Source organism: Streptomyces sp. NPDC044033, assembly GCF_056434425.1.
On sequence record NZ_JBWKFF010000020.1, the window covers coordinates 1 to 16,335 of the forward strand.

Genomic DNA, 16,335 nt, shown 5'->3' on the forward strand with positions numbered 1-16,335 from the left:
TTTCCGACTCTATCAGATCCTCGCGGTCCTGATTTCCGCCGGTGCGTTTCGGCCTTTCGGCTTCTTCGCGTTTCCAACTCTACCAGATCCGTTTTTCGTTCCGTTTCCGGTCCGAATTACATTTCCGGTCCCCGTTGGAGGGGGTTTCTCGCGCCTTCCGGCGTGGTCACTACTTTAGCGGATTTCCCTGGTGACTCATAATCGAGTCCGTGGTCCGAATTCTGGCATGCCGAAATCGTTCCCGTTCAGGAGCCGTGCTGTAGTGATTTGCCGCCGGTGCGGCTCAAGTGGCTGTCCCGCCGCCCTTTCGGACGCCGCGGCAACTCGGAGCACACTACACGAGGGCTCGCCGAGCATCAAAACCTGTGGCGGGCGACCGCTGGTGAGCGTACGGTCGGGCGGTGATCCCGCATGCGTACACACAGCAGTGGTGGGCCGCCTGACCGCGGCCGACACCTGCGCATGCTCCACCGGCCGCCGCATCGGCGGCCTTTCTGTTGTCCGCCACGGGGGCTCCTGACCAGGAGACGACAGAGATGAAGCGGATCTTCAGCGGGGTCAAGCCCACCGGGCACCTGACGCTCGGCAACTACCTGGGGGCCGTCCGGCGCTGGGTCGAGGTCGATCAGCACCGCGCGGACGCGCTCTTCTGCGTAGTGGACCTGCATGCCCTGACCGTGGACCACTCCCCCGCCCGGGTGCGCAGGCTCAGTCGCCAGGCGGCCACGCTGCTGCTCGCCGCCGGGCTGGACGCGGCGCGGTGCACCCTGTTCGTACAGAGCCACGTCGATGAGCACACACGGCTCTCCTATCTCTTGGAGTGCTCGGCCACCGACGACGAGATGCGGCGGCTGGCTCAGTACAAGGAGAGAGCCGCGCGGCAGGGGGCGGCGGGCGAGGGCGTACGGCTGTCGTTGCTGTCGTATCCGGTGCTCATGGCGGCCGACATCCTGGCGTACGGGACGGACGAGGTGCCGGTGGGGGACGACCAGGCCGAGCACGTGGAACTGACGCGGGAGCTGGCCGGGCGTTTCAATCAGCGGTACGGGCGCACGTTCGTGGTGCCGAAGGCGGTGTACCCCGCGGTGGCCGCGCGGGTCATGGATCTGCGGGACCCGCTGTCGACGATGGGGAAGTCCCGCGCCGACACGAGCGGGACCGTCTATCTGCTCGATGAGCCGGAGGCCGTCCGGCGGAAGATCATGCGGGCGGCGGCGGATGACGGCGGCCGGGTCGCGTACGACCGGGAGGAGCTGCCGGGGGTGGCCAACCTCTTGGAGATCCTGGCGGCGTGCGCGGGCGGGGAGCCGGCGGAGCTGGCCTGTGCGTACGGCTCGTGCGGCGCGCTGAAAGCGGACACGGCGGAGGCGGTCGTCGAGCTGCTGCGGCCGGTACGGGCGCTGCACGCCCGGTTGTGCGCCGACCCCGGCCATGTGGACGGGGTCCTGCGGGCGGGCGCCGAGCGGGCGCGCGCGCTGGCGCGGCCACGGGTGGACGCCGCCTACGCGGCCGTGGGGCTGCTGCCCGCGGGCTGACCCGGTGGCCGAACGGCGGTCATCCCTGGCCGGAGGCCAGTTCGCGGCTGCGGTCGCGGGCCGCTTCCAGGGCGGCGATCAGGGCGGCGCGTACGCCGTGGTTCTCCAGTTCGCGGATCGCGCTGATCGTGGTCCCGGCCGGGGACATCACCGCCTCGCGGAGCTTGACCGGGTGCTCGCCGCTGTCGCGGAGCATCACGGCCGCGCCGATGGCCGCCTGGACGATCAGGTCGTGCGCCTTGTCGCGGGGCAGGCCGAGCAGGATGCCCGCGTCCGTCATGGCCTCGACCAGGTAGTAGAAGTACGCCGGTCCCGAGCCGGACAGGGCGGTGGCCGCGTCCTGCTGGCTCTCGGCGACGCGGAGCGTCTTGCCGACGGGGTTGAAGAGCGCCTCGGTGCGCTGGAGGTGCGCCTCCGTGGCGTGGGTGCCCGGGGAGATGACGGACATGCCCTCGTCCACGAGGACGGGGGTGTTCGGCATGACGCGGACGACGGCGGTGCCGGCCGGCAGCCGCTCCTCGAAGAAGGTGGTGGGCAGCCCGGCCGCCGCGCTGATGACCAGGCGGTCGGCGGCCACGTGCGGGGTGAGGTCGTCGAGGAGCGCGCCCATGTCCTGCGGCTTGACCGCGAGGATGAGGACGTCGGCGGACTTGGCCGCTTCGGCGTTGGTCACGGATTCGACGCCGTACTTGCCGCGGAGCTCTTCGGCGCGCTCCGGGCGGCGGGTGGTGACCAGGACGTCCGCGGGGGACCAGCCTGCGCGGATCATGCCGGAGAGCAGGGCCTCGCCGATCTTCCCGGTGCCGAGTACTGCGACCTTCTGGGACATGGGTCTGTTCACCTCACCGATGCGCCGGATGTGTCGCGGGCCATCCTCGCATTCCGCCTCCGCGGCGATCCGGGCGTTTCAGCTGTCGGGACCGGCCCGGTGGGTAGGCCCCAGGGGGCGGGGAACAGGGCGTACGGCGCTCGGGAGGGCGCTTTTGCCAGGGCGTCCGCCGGAGTGATCGGAACAGAGAATTCCGGTTCAGTGACCCTGAGTTCATTTTGCTGTTACATGACTCATCACAAAAGACGCTGTTCTTTGGACACAATGAAGGTAAGTGTCCAAGCGCGCCGGAGGGGGGCGATGGCCGTGGCATCCCAGTCGGTCGGCCGTTCGCTGCTGACCGCCCTGTCGGTGCTGCTCGCCCTTCTCTTCGCCATCGACGGTCTGACCACACAGGTCGCACCCGTCACCGCCGTCACCTCGCTCCCCGCCGCCTCCTCCACCGCGCTCACCGAGCGCGCCGAGGAAGAGGCCGAGCGCCGCGAGACGCGCCGGGCCACCCGGTCCTCGACCGCCGTGCCCGTACCGCATGCGCAGACCGGGCGTATCCGCGTGGGCGGCCCCGACCGCTGCGGGCGGGACACCGCCGCCCGTGCGCGAGAGGCCGGGCGCGGGGCCGGGCACGCGGTCTCGCCGTTTCTGAGATCCGGCGGGCTTCCCGTCGCCCTTCAGGTCTTCCGCTGCTGACAGCTCTGTCTCCGCCCGGCCTGTCCTCTTTCCGCTCGGCCCATTCCCGCCTGTCCTCTTCCTGAAGGCCGCGGGGAGCTCGTACGCGCCCTCGACCGGCTCGTACGGTCCGCGCTGCCCGCGCACCGGCCGACCCGTGCAGGGTCCCGGCCCGCTCACCCATCACCCGCCAGGTAACGCAGCTCATCGACGTGCGCCCGCCGTGGCGCGCTGGAGGCGCTCCGCATGCAGAAATCGCCGCTCAACCGCGTCCGAAAAGTCCGAGTCCGAGTCCGACGCGGCCGTCCGCACGGCCCCTCCCCCCAGTCCCTGGCGTCCCAGGCGCTCGGGACGCCCTGGTTTCGGGCCGACGCCCGGGCCGACCTCACCTCCTCTCTCGTCGTCTTCCTCGTCGCCCTCCCCCTCTGCGTCGGCGTCGCCGTCGCCTCCGGGGTCCCGGCCGAGCTGGGGCTCGTCACCGGCATCGTCGGCGGACTGCTGACCGGGCTGATGCCCGGCAGCAGCCTCCAGGTCAGCGGCCCGGCGGCCGGGCTGACCGTGCTGGTCTACGAGGCCGTGCGGGAGTACGGGCTCGGGGCGATCGGCGTCCTCGTGCTCGTGGCCGGGCTGTTGCAGATGACGATGGGGGCGCTGGGCATAGGCCGGTGGTTCCGGGCCATATCCGTCGCCGTCGTGCACGGAATGCTCGCGGGCATCGGGCTCGTGCTCATCGCCGGCCAGCTGTACGCGCTGGCCGACGCCAAGGCCCCGGCCGGCGGGCTGGAGAAGATCGGCTCGCTGCCGGAGCTGGTCGCGGACACCGCCGGTTCCGGGGCCGCGCTCAGCGCCGTCGCGGTCGGGGCCGCAACGGTGGCCGTGCTCGTACTGTGGCCGCGCTGGCGGCGCGGCGCGCGGGCGCTGCCCGCGCCCCTGGCCGCGGTCGCGCTGGCGACGGTCGCCGTTGCGGCCCTCGGCCTGCCGGTGGCCCGGGTCGAGGTGCACGGCCTGCTCGCCGCGGTGCAGCCGCCGGGCGCCGCCGACTTCGCGCGCCTGGCCGATGTGGGGGTGCTGGGCACGGTCCTGGCCTTCACGCTGATCGCTTCCGCCGAATCGCTGTTCAGCGCGGCGGCCGTGGACCGGCTGCACGACGGCCCCCGTACCGAGTACGACAAAGAGCTCATCGCGCAGGGCGCGGGCAACGCGGTGTGCGGGGTGCTCGGCGCGCTGCCGATGACCGCCGTGATCGTACGGAGCGCCGCCAATGTACGGGCCGGGGCGCGCACGAAGATGTCGCGCGTGCTGCACGGGGCGTGGCTGCTGATCTTCGCGGTGCTCTTCCCCGCGGCCCTGGGCGTCATTCCGCTGGCGGCCCTCGCGGGCGTCCTGGTGCACGCGGGCTGGAAGCTCATACCGCTGCGCGAGCTGGGGCCGCTGTGGCGTCAGCATCGGGGTGAGGCCGTGGTGCTGATGGTGACGGCGGTGGCCATCGTGACGACCAATATGTTCGAGGGCGTGATCATCGGTCTGCTCATGGCGGTCGCCAAGGCGGCGTGGGAGACCTCGCACGTACGGGTGGAGACCACGCAGGTGAGCGGGGATGCGGCGGAGGGGACGGTACGCGTCCGGGTGCTGGGCAGCGCGAACTTCCTGCGGCTGCCGAAACTGCTGGACGAGCTGGAGACGCTGGCGCACTCGCTGCCGCACGGGCGAGAGGTGGAGCTGGACCTGAGCGGTCTGCGCCATGTCGACCACGCGTGCGGGGTGGCGCTGGAAGGCTGGGCGGAACGGCACGCTCCGGCGACGGCGGGGTCGGCGCTGCCTTCGGAGGCGTGACCGCGTGGGCCCGCCGCCGCCGGAGGGACGGCGGCGGGCCCCGCTCACAGGCGTCGGCCGCGCCCCGGACATCCCGGCCGCCGAACTCCGGGGCGCGTCAGGGTCATCCCCCATGGTGTTCGCGGACGGGCGGCGGGAGCGTGGCGGTATGAGTCGTTCATACCGTTCAGGTGAGGTATCCCGTACCGAGGAGCGGCAGTTGGCCGTGGCCTCGGCCAGTCTCGGCCCGTGGCGGGCCGCGGCCGCGGTCGGCGCGCTCGGCGGCGGAGTGTCGCTCGGGCTCAACGCGGTCACCGGAGACTTCGGCCTCGGTGTCGTGGCCGGTTCGCTGTCCGTCGCGCTGATGCTGTTCTTCCTGGTCGGCGGCGCGGGGGCGGCGCTCGGCGGCCGCGATGGCGCCCGCGCGGACCACCGCATCCGGCGCTGGGCCCGCAGCCACCCCTGGCAGGTCGCGACCGTGCCCGCCGCGTTGCTGCTGGTCAGCGACTTTCTGATGCGTCAGATCCTGACGAGCGAGGGCTTCTTCGGCAGCCTGTGGGACGGCCTGTGGCGCGGGGCGCTGGTGGCCGGCGCGATCGGGCTGATCGGTGCGATGAGCGGCGCGCGCCGCCGGGCCTGAGCGGTACGCGGGCGTACGTATCGGGGTGCCGCCGGGCCTGAGCGGTGCGCGGGCCGTACACCTCAGCGGTGCGCGGGCGCACGTATCGGAGTGCCTCCGGCCGGCTAGCGGTTCTTGCGCTTCTTCGGCTTGCCCGCCGGGTTGCCCGTACGGGCCGTACGCCGCCGCTCGTACCGGCCGCGCTCCTCCTCGTACTCCGCCCGCCGCAGCTTCTCGCCCGGGGCCTCGACGAAGGTGCGGCAGAAGTAGGCGAGCAGGATGCCGACGAAGCCGATGACGCGGATGCTGCGCATCGACTTCTCGGCGGCGGCGTCGGCCGGGGCGTCCGGGCGGCGTACGAACCCGGACCAGGTGTGGCGGAAGGCGATCGCGCTACAGATGGCGAAGGCCACCACGAGCAGGACGTTGACCAGGCTCCCGGCCTCGGCGTCCGCCACGCCCTGGAAGGCGAAGCGGAGCACGAAGCACCCGGCCGCCGCCGCGGCCAGCGAACCGATCGCGGTCGCGGCGCGGCGCAGCGCGTAGCCGCCGTCGTGGTTCAGCCAGGTCGTGCCGTAGAACCGGATCTCCGTGGGCCGGGGGCCCGCGTCCGGGGCCTGCCGCTCATCGCTCATACCCCGATTATCGCCCGGCCCCGCCGAACCGTTCGGGCCGGTGGGCGACCGGGCCGGTGGGCGACCGGGCACGAGCCCGGCCCGGCCGCCCGCCGGGGGCCATCAGCCCGAGCAGCGCACCGTGATGAAGCCGTCGCTGCCCGTCTTCACATACGCGTCGGAGACGTACTGGCCGGGCGCGATGCTGTCCCAGATGTCGGTCGTCCCGTACGGGCCGGAGATCCGCTGGCCGCGGGTCTGGCAGCGGATCGGCACCCGCGAGCCGATCGCCAGTTTCTTGACGAGCTGGCTGCTGGTGCTGGGGCCGCGCCGGACGCTGAGCTGCACGTCGGGCGCGACCGGGTAGTAGACGACGCTCGCGGCCCGCGCCTCGGCGTCGGCGCTCTCGTTGATTTCCTCGGCCTCTTCCACAGCCATACGGCCCTCCCCCATGGAAACTTCGCGCCCCGCGCGGACGGCGGGGCCCCAACCGGTCGCGGCGACCGGTGACATGCGCAGGCTAGCAACGCTTCCCGGGAGCCGTACGCACCATCGACTAGGCTCCGGACGTCGCGTGGATGCGGCCGACATCACGGGGGTGGGGTATGCCGCCGCTGCGCAGTACCGGGACGGGCCCGGAAGCGGAGGATCCGGAGTACGCCGGGGAGTACCGGCTCGAAGCGCGGCTCGGCGCGGGCGGAATGGGCGTCGTGCACCTGGCGCGGTCGACCTCCGGGCTGCGGCTCGCGGTGAAGGTCGTGCATGCGCAGTACGCGGCGGACCCCGAGTTCAGGGCGCGGTTCCGGCAGGAGGTGGCGGCCGCGCGGCGGGTGAGCGGAGCGTTCACGGCGCCGGTCGTGGACGCCGATCCGGACGGCGTACGGCCCTGGATGGCCACCCTCTACATCCCCGGTCCCACCCTCGCCGAACGCGTGAAGCGGAACGGGCCGCTGGGGCCCGGCGCGGTGCGGCGGCTGGCCGCCGGGCTCGCCGAGGCGCTGCGCGACATCAACCGCGCGGGCGTCGTGCACCGGGACCTCAAGCCGAGCAATGTGCTGCTGGCCGAGGACGGGCCGAAGGTCATCGACTTCGGCATCTCGCGCCCGTACGACAGTGAACTGCGCACGGAGACCGGCAAGTTGATCGGCACGCCGCCGTTCATGGCGCCGGAGCAGTTCCAGCGCCCGCGCGATGTGGGGCCCGCGGCCGATGTCTTCGCGCTGGGGTCGCTGCTGGTGCACGCGGCGACCGGGCGCGGGCCGTTCGAGTCGGAGAGCCCGTACATCGTCGCCTATCAAGTCGTGCACGACGAGCCGGATTTGGCGGGCGTTCCGGATGATCTGGTGCCGCTGGTGCGCGCGTGTCTGGCGAAGGAGCCCGGGGACCGGCCGACGCCGGACGCGCTGATGGCGGAGTTGCGGTCCGCGCCCGTACCGCCGCCGTCCGCGCCGCCGGGCCCGCGCGTCCCGGTGCAGCGCGGTGCGGCGGGGGCCGCGGGCCCTGCGGCGCCACACGGTGACGCGGCCGGTGCGCCGGAGGACCTCCCCACCCCGCGACGCACGGCCCCGCCGCCGCGCGCGCGGGCTTCGGACGCCGCTTCCGGTGCGCGGCGCGGCAGGCCGCGGGCCCGCCTGCTGGCGGCCGGGGCCGTGGCGCTGGTCGTCGTGGGGGCGGGGGCCGCGTGGACGGTGCGGCAGCTGGACGGCGCGGAGCCCGCGCCACCGCGGCGGTCGCCCGTGGCGACAGACCGGCAGCCGTGGGAGTCGGGGGTGTACGAGGGGGCTCCGGCCAAGGGCGGCGAAGTGCGGGCGACGTTCTGCTCGTACGGGTACGGGGCGCTGTTCTGCTCCGGCCGCGGCGTGCAGGCGTCCCGTATCGACCCGGCCGGCGGGAAGGTGGCGTGGAAGCGCCCGGCCGCGGACACCACGGGCAGGGGCGGCGCGCCGACCGCGCCCGTACTGTCCGGTTCCGTGGTGCAGGTGGTGTCGCGGGACGGTGCGCGGCTGACGGCGCTCGATCCGCGTACGAAGCGGGTGCGGTGGAGCCGGGACGTGTCCGCGTACGGCGGGCGGGTCTACCACGCGGGCGGGACGGTGCTGCTGGTCGCGGCGGACGGCACGGTCACGGCCGTGGACAGTGCGACGAACGAGGAGCGGTGGCACCACCGGGTGGCGGGGCAGGACCAGCCGCAGTTCTCCTCGTACGGCGACGGGCGCGTGGCCTACGCCGTCACGCCCTCCCCCGACGGCCGGCACACGCGGATCGCCGCCGTCGACCCGGTGCGCGGCACGACGCTGTGGGAGCGGCGGAGCGAGGGGGCGCTGTCGGCGGCCGGTACGGGCCCGGGCGGCGCCCTCTTCCTCACCGCGACCGCGCCGGACACCCGCACCTCGGCCGTCGTGCGCTACGACCCGGCGACGCGCGTCGAGCACCGGGTGCGGCTGTCCTCGCCGCTCGGCGCGGTGAGCGTCACGGCCCGCGGTTCCATGGTGTATCTGCTGGGCGCCGAGGGCGGGCTGGTGGCCGTGGACACCGCGCGCGGCGGGCGCGGCTGGCGGCTGGAGACGTCCGTGGCCAACGCGTCGCATCTGGTCGCCGCCGACGGCCGGCTCTACTTCTCCGCCGCGGACGGCCGGCTGCTGGCCGTGGACACGGCCCGGCACACGCTCATGGGCCAGACGCCGCCGCGCCTGGCGCGGGCCGGGCACGGCTATCTGGAACTGGTGCCGGCTCCGGTGGTGGCCGACGGCAGGGTCTTCGCGGCGGCGCCGGACGGCACGGTCTTCGCGGTGGACGAGCGGGCGCCGGCGCGCTGGTAGAGCGGGGCCGCGAAGCCCGGAGCCCGCCCATAGGCACTCCGGCGAACCGGCCGGTCGCGCGGGGGTTCCCGGAGGGCACGGCCGGACAGGCGGGCCCCCGCAGTCGCGCGGACGCCCGTATGCCCGTACGCCCGTACGCGCTCCATCGATCCCGGACGGGCTACGCGGGGCGCCCCTCCCGGAGAGCGCGGCCGTCGGCCCGTTCGCCGGAGCGCGGGAGGGCCACCGGTCCGGCGGTGCCGGCCGTGGCCTGGGCGAGGAGGGCCATGGCTTCCTGTGAGGGCGAGCCGGGATCGGTGACGGCCAGGGCCAGGTTCTGGTCCTCGGCCTGCGGGAGGCTGAGGCTCTGGTGGGTGACGGTGAGCGCGCCGACGAGGGGGTGCCGCATCTCGTGGCGGGCGGCGGCGCAGGGCTGCACCCGGTGGCCGGCCCACATGGCCGCGAACTCCCCGCTCCTGACCGTGAGTTCGCCGATGAGCGATGTCAGCAGCGTGTCGTCGGGGTAGCGCCCGGCGACCATCCGCAGGTTCTCGACCATGCCCTTGGCCTTCGCTTCCCAGTCGGCGTACAGCTCGCGCGTGTGGGCGTCGAGGAAGAGCATCCGGGCGAGGTTGGGCCGCTCCGCCGCCCGCTGCGGGCCGCCGAAGTCCAGGTGCGCGGCGAACAGCGCGTGGCCGAGCCGGTTCCACGCGAGTACGTCCGCACGGCGGCCGGTCACCAGCGCCGGGACGCCCTCCAGCGTGTGCAGCAAGGCGAGCGTGTCGGCTCCCACGTGTTCGATCTGCGGACGGCGGGCCGGTGCGCGCCTGCGGCCGGCGTCGGCGAGGTCGTGCAGATGCCGGCGCTCCGCCTCGTCGAGGCCGAGGGCCCGGGCGACGGCGTCCAGGATCTCGGGGGACGCGCCCGCCGCCTGCCCCTGCTCCAGCCGCGTGTAGTAAGACGCGCTGACCCCGGCGAGCAGCGCGAGCTCCTCCCGGCGCAGGCCCGTCACGCGCCGCCGGTCGCCGTAGTCCTTCAGGCCGACGTCGGCGGGGCGCACCTGGGAGCGCCGCGCGTGCAGGAAGTCACCGAGGCGGCCGCGTTCTCTCATGCCGTCAAGTCTGCATCGGGCGGGTGCGCCCCAGCCTGACCCTGCCAGAGGTAGGCGGCGGCGGGGCTGGTCGCTCGGGGCGGGCCCGGCGACGGTGGTGCTCCCGGCCCGGGGCCCCGACCGAAGAAGACCTGGAGCATTCGATGGACCTCACCGACCGCATCGACCCCACTGACGCCACCGACCCCGCCGACCCCGCCGACCGCATCGAACTCGGCGGCGTCACCGTCACCCGCGTCAAGGAGTTCTACGGCCCCATCGGCTTCACACCCGACGCCTTCGTCCCCACCGTCCCCCCGGACGTCTGGCGCGCCAACGCCGACTGGCTCGCGCCCGACTTCCTCGACCCGCGTACGAACATGGTCAACGCGGCCGTACAGACCTGGGTGCTGCGCAGCGAGGGGAGGACGATCCTCGTCGACACGGGGGCGGGCGACGACAAGGAGCGCCCGTACTCCCCCGTCTGGAGCCGTCTGCGGACCGGATTCCTGGACCGCCTGGCGCGGGCGGGCGTCGCGCCCGAGGACGTCGACATCGTGATCAACACGCATCTGCACGTCGACCACGTCGGCTGGAACACGCGCCTCGACGGCAGGGAATGGGTCCCCACCTTCCCGAACGCCACCTATCTCATGCACAAGGACGACTACGACTTCTGGAACCCGGAGAACGGGCACACGCCCCTGCTCGGCCGCGGCAACCAGAACGTCTTCGAGGACAGCGTCGCCCCCGTGCACCGGGCCGGACAGGTCCAGTTGTGGGAGGGCGGCCACCGGATCGACGGCAGCCTGAGCCTCGAACCGGCCCCCGGGCACACCCCCGGTTCCTGCGTCCTCACCCTCGCCGGCGGCACGGACCGCGCCGTCTTCATCGGCGATCTCGTGCACAGCCCCGTGCAGATCATCGATCCGGACCACAACAGTTGCTTCTGCGAGGACCCCGCCGTGGCGCGCGCCACGCGCCGCCGGATTCTCGGCCGGGCGGCGGACCAGAACGCGCTGGTCTTCCCCGCGCATCTGGGGGGCCACGGCGCGGCCGAGGTCGAGCACGCGGGTGACGGGTTCGCCATCAAGGGGTGGGCCCCGTTCACCCCGTACGAGCTTGTCGAGCCCGTCGAGAGCGATGAGGGCGACGAGAGCGACGAGGACGCGGCGGGCGAGGTGGCGCGGGCATGAGGACTCGCACCGTCGACACCGCTCAAGGGGCGGTCCGCGGCGCCCGCCGCGAAGGCTTCGCGGTCTTCCACGGCATCCCCTACGCCGCGCCGCCGTCCCGCGCCGGGCGCTTCGCCGCGCCGTCGCCGCACGATGCGTGGACCGGCGTCCGGGACGCGACCGCGCCCGGCCCGACCGCGCCGCAGGCCGAGCGGAACCTGGGCGCCATCGACATGTCGCCCTACTTCGGGCCCGGCTGGATCCCCGGGGACGACTACCTCACCGTCGACGTGTGGGCGCCCGACGGCGTACGGACGCCCGGCACCGGCCCCGGCACCGGCCCCGATCCCGAACCCCGCGAACGCCCCCTGCCGGTCATGGTGTTCGTACACGGCGGGGGCTTCGTGGCCGGGTCGGCGCGGGCGGGCCTGTACGACGGGGCCGCCTTCGCCCGCGGCGGCGTCGTTCTGGTGACCGTCCAGTACCGCCTCGGCATCGCCGGCTTCCTCGACCTCCCCGGCGCGCCCCGCGACCGCGGCCTCCTGGATGTACTCGCCGCCCTGCGCTGGGTACGGGAGAACATCGCCGCGTTCGGCGGCGACCCGAACCTCGTCACGCTCTTCGGCCAGTCCGCCGGGGCCACCCTCACCGGCGCCGTCATCGCCGCCCCGCGGAGCGGCGGCCTCGTGCGGCGCGCCATCGTGCAGAGCGGCAGCGGCCTGGGCGCGTTCTCGCCCGAGCAGGCCGCGCGGGTGACGAAGGCGGCGGCGGACGCGCTGGGGGCCGCCCCGTGCGCCGAGGCGTTCGACGCGGTTCCCGACGCGGGCCTGGTCGAGGCGGCGTCCCGGCTCGGCGGAACCGACCTGCGGACCGCCACCGCCCACGACCCGCTGATCGGGCTCAGCCCCTTCAGCCTGGTCGCGGACGAGCAGCCCGCCGACGCCGTGGCCGCCGGGCGCGGCGCCGCCGTCGATCTCCTGATCGGCACCAACTCCGAGGAGGGGAACCTCTACCTCGTCCCCTCCGGCGCCCACGCCGCCTCGACCGCGGCGGACGTCCGTACGGCCGCGGAGCTCTCCCACCCCGCCCCGGGCCCGCTCCTCGACGCCTACCGCGCGGAGCGTCCCGAGGCCACGCCCGGGGAGTCGCGCTCCGCCGTCATGGGCGACGCCCTGTTCGGCGCGGGGAGCTGGGCCCTGGCCGGGGCGCACGCCAACCGGTCGGCGGGGGCCACGTACAGCTATCTGTTCGACTGGCGCTCGCCCGCCCTCGGCGGGCGGCTCGGGGCCGCCCACACCGTGGAACTCCCCTTCGTCTTCGGCCTCGACCCGGCGCCGCTGCGCGGGGAGCGCGCGCTGCTCGGCCCCGGGGGACCGCCCGCCGGCCTGGCCGACCGCGTGCACGCCGCCTGGATCCGCTTCGCCCGCACCGGCGACCCCGGCTGGGTCCCGTACGACACCGAGCGCCGGGCCACCATGGTCATCGGCCGCGACTGGGAACTGTGTGAGGACCCGCGCGGCCTCGTCCGCGAGGCGTGGCAGCGGTGAACCGACAGACGTCCGCCCGCCCATGGTGATCGACCGTGGACGGGCGGACGGACAGCCGGACCTAGCCGAGCAGGCCCACGTCCCGCACCGCGCCCTTGTCCGCGCTCGTCGCCATGGCCGCGTACGCGCGCAGCGCCGTGGAGACCTTCCGCTCGCGCTTCTTCGGGGCGTACGTACCGCCGAGCGCCGTCCGGCGGGCCGCCAGCTCGTCCTCGCCGACGAGGAGTTCCATCGAGCGGTTCGGGATGTCGATGCGGATGCGGTCGCCGTCCTCGACGAGCGCGATCGTGCCGCCGGACGCCGCCTCGGGCGAGGCGTGGCCGATGGACAGGCCCGAGGTGCCGCCGGAGAAGCGGCCGTCGGTGACCAGCGCGCACGCCTTGCCGAGGCCGCGGCCCTTGAGGAACGAGGTGGGGTAGAGCATTTCCTGCATGCCGGGGCCGCCCTTGGGGCCCTCGTAGCGGATGACGACGACGTCGCCCTCCTTGATCCGCTTGGTGAGGATCGCGTCGACGGCGTCCTCCTGCGACTCGCAGACCACGGCCGGGCCCTCGAACGTCCAGATCGACTCGTCGACGCCCGCGGTCTTCACGACGCAGCCGTCCTCGGCCAGGTTGCCGTAGAGGATCGCGAGCCCGCCCTCGGTGGAGTAGGCGTGCGCGATGTCGCGGATGCAGCCGCCCTCGGCGTCCGTGTCGAGGGTGGCCCAACGCTCGGACTGCGAGAAGGCGGTCGCGGAGCGGACGCAGCCGGGGGCCGCGTGGAACAGCTCGACGGCCTCGGCGGACGGCGAGCCGCCGCGGATGTCCCACTGCTTGAGCCAGTCGGCGATGGAGGCCGAGTGGACGGTGTGGACGTCCTCGTTCAGCAGGCCCGCGCGGTACAGCTCGCCGAGGATGGCGGGGATGCCGCCGGCCCGGTGCACGTCCTCCATGTAGTAGACGCCGCCGGGCGCGATGTTCGGGGCGACCTTCGACAGGCACGGCATACGGCGGGAGAGCCCGTCGATGGCCTTCATGTCGAAGTCCATCCCGGCCTCCTGCGCGGCGGCGAGCAGGTGCAGGATCGTGTTGGTGGAGCCGCCCATGGCGATGTCGAGGGCCATGGCGTTCTCGAAGGCGGCGCGGGTGCCGACGTTGCGCGGCAGTACGCTCGCGTCGTCCTGCTCGTAGTGGCGCTTGGTGATCTCGACGACCGTACGGCCGGCGTTCTCGTACAGCGCCTTGCGGGCGGTGTGGGTGGCCAGCACCGAGCCGTTGCCCGGCAGGGACAGGCCGATGGCCTCGGTCAGGCAGTTCATGGAGTTGGCGGTGAACATGCCGGAACAGGAGCCGCAGGTCGGACAGGCGTTGTCCTCGATGCGGGCGATGTCCTCGTCCGAGACGTTGTCGTTGACGGCCTCGGAGATCGCGGTGATCAGGTCGAGCTTGCGGACCGTGCCGTCGACGAGGGTGGCGCTGCCGGACTCCATCGGGCCGCCGGAGACGAAGACCGTGGGGATGTTGAGGCGCATCGCGGCCATCAGCATGCCGGGGGTGATCTTGTCGCAGTTGGAGATGCAGATCAGCGCGTCCGCGCAGTGCGCCTCGACCATGTACTCGACGGAGTCGGCGATCAGGTCGCGGGACGGCAGGGAGTACAGCATCCCGCCGTGGCCCATGGCGATGCCGTCGTCGACCGCGATGGTGTTGAACTCGCGCGCGATGCCGCCCGCGGCGTGGATCGCCTCGCTGACGATGCGGCCGACCGGCGCCAGGTGGGTGTGGCCGGGCACGAACTCGGTGAAGCTGTTGGCCACTGCGACGATCGGCTTGCCGAAGTCCTCGCGCGCTACGCCCGACGCCTGCATAAGCGCTCGGGCGCCCGCCATGTTGCGGCCGTGGGTGACAGTGCGGGACCTCAGCTCGGGCACAGTGGACACTCCCTCGGGGTTGTTCGACGCCGTCGGTGCGGCTGTGGCCGAGCGTACGCCCTCCGCTCCAAGATCTGGACACGGCCTCCGGTATGTGAGACGAGGGACCGGAGAGCGGACGCGGTGGCGGGGGCGCGGGCGGAGTGCGGGCAGGGCGCGGGCGGGGTGCGGGCGGGGGGTGCGGGCCTCGCTCAGCCGCCTGTCACCCCTCGCCCGTCATCCGCCATCCGTCATCCCTCGCCGGTCAGGTGCCGCTGCACCGTCGGGGCGACCATGACGATGACCGTCTCGACGTCGGCCGAGGCGAGCGGCTCGGCCTTGATCACATACCGGAGCAGCACGGCGCCCACCACCTGCGCGGTCGCCAGCTCGGAGCGCAGCTCGGGGTCCGGCACGTCCAGCTCGCTCGCGATACGGACCATGAGCTTGCTGGTGACGAGGTTGCGCAGGACGGTGGCCGCGGTCTCGTTGGAGACGGCCGAGCGGACGATGGCGAGCAGCGGATCGCGGGTGACCGGGTTCTCCCACAGCCCGAAGATGAAGCGGGTCAGCCGCTCCCCCACCCCGTCCATGCCGCCCGCCAGCACGGTGTCGGACGCGGAGAGGGCGGGCGCGAAGGCGACCTCGACCGCCGCCGCGAAGACCTGCTCCTTCGTCCCGAAGTAGTGGTGGACGAGGGCCGGGTCCACGGACGCGCCCTTGGCGATGGCGCGGATCGACGCCCTGTCGTAGCCGCGCTCGGCGAACTCGGCGCGGGCGGCCGTCAGGATGCGGTCCCGGGCGCCGGGCCCCTGGGCCGTGCTCGTACGGGCGGGACGGCCGCGCTTCTTCGGGGCGGAGCCGGACTCCGCCCCGTCCACGCACTCGTTCACGCGCCCGCCCGCTGGCCCCTCGACGTCACTCATGATCCCGGCACTCCGGTGGAGGAGGCGAGGTACAGCCGGGTGAAGGCGAGCGCCTCCGCCAGGTCGGCCTCGCGTTCGGCGGCGGACATCGCCCGGCGGGTATTGACCTCGACGACGACGTGCCCGCCGAAGCCGGAGGTCGCGAGCCGCTCCAGCAGCTCCGCGCACGGCTGCTTGCCGCGGCCCGGCACCAGGTGCTCGTCCTTGTTGGAGCCGTTGCCGTCGGCGAGGTGGACGTGGGCGAGCCGGTCGCCCATGCGGTCGATCATGCGGAGCGCGTCCGTACGGGCCGTGGCGGTGTGCGACAGGTCCACTGTGAAGTGCCGGTAGTCGTCGTTGGTGACGTCCCAGTCCGGCGCGTACGCGAGCATCTCCCGGTCCCGGTAGCGCCACGGGTACATGTTCTCCACGGCGAACCGCACATCCGTCTCGTCGGCCATCCGCCAGATTCCGTTCACGAAGTCCCGCGAGTAGTTGCGCTGCCAACGGAACGGCGGGTGCACCACGACCGTGGACGCGCCCAGCTTCTCGGCCGCCGCGCGGGCCCGCTGGAGCTTGACCCACGGGTCCGTGGACCACACCCGCTGCGTGATCAGCAGACAGGGCGCGTGCACGGCGAGCACCGGCACCTGGTGGTAGTCGGAGAGCCTGCGCAGGGCCTCTATGTCCTGGCTGACGGGGTCGGTCCACACCATGACCTCGACGCCGTCGTAGCCCAGACGCGCGGCGATCTCGAAGGCCGTCGCCGTCGACTCCGGATACACCGAGGCCGTGGACAGGGCGACCTTCGCATCCGGGATGCGCACCACTGGCTCCGTCACGAAGGACAGCGT

At 73.5% G+C, this 16,335-nt stretch carries 14 protein-coding genes; 7 read left to right on the forward strand and 7 right to left on the reverse strand.

Annotated features, from left to right (window positions below; translation table 11 throughout):
• Window positions 1-536: 536 nt before the first annotated feature.
• Window positions 537-1,535, forward strand: coding sequence for a tryptophan--tRNA ligase (gene trpS / locus AC07AB_RS29810; protein ID WP_478573196.1), 999 nt, complete (start codon window positions 537-539; stop codon window positions 1,533-1,535).
• Between the two features lie 19 nt (window positions 1,536-1,554).
• Here trpS and proC read toward each other — a convergent pair whose 3' ends face one another.
• Complete coding sequence (proC, locus tag AC07AB_RS29815) at window positions 1,555-2,364, reverse strand: pyrroline-5-carboxylate reductase (protein ID WP_478573198.1); 810 nt, start codon at window positions 2,362-2,364, stop codon at window positions 1,555-1,557.
• 300 nt (window positions 2,365-2,664) lie between these two features.
• Between proC and AC07AB_RS29820 the strand changes: the two genes are divergently transcribed.
• The 3 genes from AC07AB_RS29820 (at window position 2,665) to AC07AB_RS29830 (ending at window position 5,482) form a co-directional block, all read left to right on the forward strand.
• Complete coding sequence (locus AC07AB_RS29820; RefSeq protein WP_478573201.1) at window positions 2,665-3,051, forward strand: hypothetical protein; 387 nt, start codon at window positions 2,665-2,667, stop codon at window positions 3,049-3,051.
• 225 nt (window positions 3,052-3,276) lie between these two features.
• A complete protein-coding gene (locus tag AC07AB_RS29825) occupies window positions 3,277-4,863 on the forward strand; it encodes a SulP family inorganic anion transporter (RefSeq protein WP_478573203.1) in 1,587 nt (528 codons plus the stop codon).
• Window positions 4,864-5,011: 148 nt separating this feature from the next.
• Window positions 5,012-5,482 carry a hypothetical protein gene (locus AC07AB_RS29830; protein ID WP_478573206.1) on the forward strand — a complete coding sequence of 157 codons (471 nt, stop codon included), beginning with the start codon at window positions 5,012-5,014 and terminating at the stop codon, window positions 5,480-5,482.
• A gap of 104 nt (window positions 5,483-5,586) precedes the next feature.
• Here the strand turns inward: AC07AB_RS29830 and AC07AB_RS29835 are convergent, their stop codons facing one another.
• Together AC07AB_RS29835 and AC07AB_RS29840 are read right to left on the reverse strand one after the other, a co-directional pair.
• Window positions 5,587-6,096: a hypothetical protein gene (locus tag AC07AB_RS29835; RefSeq protein ID WP_478573209.1), complete on the reverse strand. Its 510-nt coding sequence runs from the start codon at window positions 6,094-6,096 to the stop codon at window positions 5,587-5,589.
• Between the two features lie 102 nt (window positions 6,097-6,198).
• On the reverse strand, window positions 6,199-6,513 hold the full coding sequence (locus tag AC07AB_RS29840; RefSeq protein ID WP_478573211.1) for an SH3 domain-containing protein: 315 nt from the start codon (window positions 6,511-6,513) through the stop codon (window positions 6,199-6,201).
• Window positions 6,514-6,680: 167 nt separating this feature from the next.
• On the opposite strand from AC07AB_RS29840, the gene AC07AB_RS29845 reads away from it, so the two are divergent.
• Entirely contained in the window at window positions 6,681-8,894 is a 2,214-nt protein-coding gene (locus AC07AB_RS29845) for a protein kinase domain-containing protein (RefSeq protein ID WP_478573213.1), read from the forward strand.
• 160 nt (window positions 8,895-9,054) lie between these two features.
• On the opposite strand, the gene AC07AB_RS29850 is transcribed toward AC07AB_RS29845, so the two are convergent.
• Entirely contained in the window at window positions 9,055-9,984 is a 930-nt protein-coding gene (locus AC07AB_RS29850; protein ID WP_478573216.1) for a helix-turn-helix transcriptional regulator, read from the reverse strand.
• A gap of 143 nt (window positions 9,985-10,127) precedes the next feature.
• On the opposite strand from AC07AB_RS29850, the gene AC07AB_RS29855 reads away from it, so the two are divergent.
• Window positions 10,128-11,159, forward strand: coding sequence for an MBL fold metallo-hydrolase (locus tag AC07AB_RS29855; RefSeq protein WP_478573218.1), 1,032 nt, complete (start codon window positions 10,128-10,130; stop codon window positions 11,157-11,159).
• Entirely contained in the window at window positions 11,156-12,685 is a 1,530-nt protein-coding gene (locus AC07AB_RS29860; protein WP_478573221.1) for a carboxylesterase/lipase family protein, read from the forward strand. Before AC07AB_RS29855 ends, AC07AB_RS29860 begins: the two co-directional genes overlap by 4 nt.
• Window positions 12,686-12,746: 61 nt before the next feature.
• Here the strand turns inward: AC07AB_RS29860 and ilvD are convergent, their stop codons facing one another.
• From ilvD to AC07AB_RS29875, 3 genes are all read right to left on the reverse strand, one after another.
• Window positions 12,747-14,597, reverse strand: a complete 1,851-nt coding sequence (ilvD, locus tag AC07AB_RS29865) for a dihydroxy-acid dehydratase (RefSeq protein WP_478573223.1) — start codon at window positions 14,595-14,597, stop codon at window positions 12,747-12,749.
• 230 nt (window positions 14,598-14,827) lie between these two features.
• Entirely contained in the window at window positions 14,828-15,502 is a 675-nt protein-coding gene (locus tag AC07AB_RS29870; protein ID WP_478573225.1) for a TetR/AcrR family transcriptional regulator, read from the reverse strand.
• The gene (locus AC07AB_RS29875) at window positions 15,499-16,323 is read right to left on the reverse strand and encodes a sugar phosphate isomerase/epimerase family protein (protein ID WP_478573228.1); all 825 of its coding nucleotides are present in this window, start codon (window positions 16,321-16,323) and stop codon (window positions 15,499-15,501) included. Before AC07AB_RS29875 ends, AC07AB_RS29870 begins: the two co-directional genes overlap by 4 nt.
• Window positions 16,324-16,335 lie beyond the last annotated feature (12 nt).

Bases quoted from the DNA above. Each gene is read 5' to 3' on its own strand.
- AC07AB_RS29830 (WP_478573206.1), top strand. From the start codon at position 5,012: ATGAGTCGTTCATACCGTTCAGGTGAGGTATCCCGTACCGAGGAGCGG.
- trpS (WP_478573196.1), top strand. From the start codon at position 537: ATGAAGCGGATCTTCAGCGGGGTCAAGCCCACCGGGCACCTGACGCTC.
- AC07AB_RS29820 (WP_478573201.1), top strand. From the start codon at position 2,665: ATGGCCGTGGCATCCCAGTCGGTCGGCCGTTCGCTGCTGACCGCCCTG.
- AC07AB_RS29860 (WP_478573221.1), top strand. From the start codon at position 11,156: ATGAGGACTCGCACCGTCGACACCGCTCAAGGGGCGGTCCGCGGCGCC.
- AC07AB_RS29850 (WP_478573216.1), bottom strand. From the start codon at position 9,984: ATGAGAGAACGCGGCCGCCTCGGTGACTTCCTGCACGCGCGGCGCTCC.
- AC07AB_RS29835 (WP_478573209.1), bottom strand. From the start codon at position 6,096: ATGAGCGATGAGCGGCAGGCCCCGGACGCGGGCCCCCGGCCCACGGAG.
- proC (WP_478573198.1), bottom strand. From the start codon at position 2,364: ATGTCCCAGAAGGTCGCAGTACTCGGCACCGGGAAGATCGGCGAGGCC.
- AC07AB_RS29840 (WP_478573211.1), bottom strand. From the start codon at position 6,513: ATGGCTGTGGAAGAGGCCGAGGAAATCAACGAGAGCGCCGACGCCGAG.
- AC07AB_RS29855 (WP_478573218.1), top strand. From the start codon at position 10,128: ATGGACCTCACCGACCGCATCGACCCCACTGACGCCACCGACCCCGCC.
- AC07AB_RS29825 (WP_478573203.1), top strand. From the start codon at position 3,277: ATGCAGAAATCGCCGCTCAACCGCGTCCGAAAAGTCCGAGTCCGAGTC.
- AC07AB_RS29845 (WP_478573213.1), top strand. From the start codon at position 6,681: ATGCCGCCGCTGCGCAGTACCGGGACGGGCCCGGAAGCGGAGGATCCG.
- AC07AB_RS29870 (WP_478573225.1), bottom strand. From the start codon at position 15,502: ATGAGTGACGTCGAGGGGCCAGCGGGCGGGCGCGTGAACGAGTGCGTG.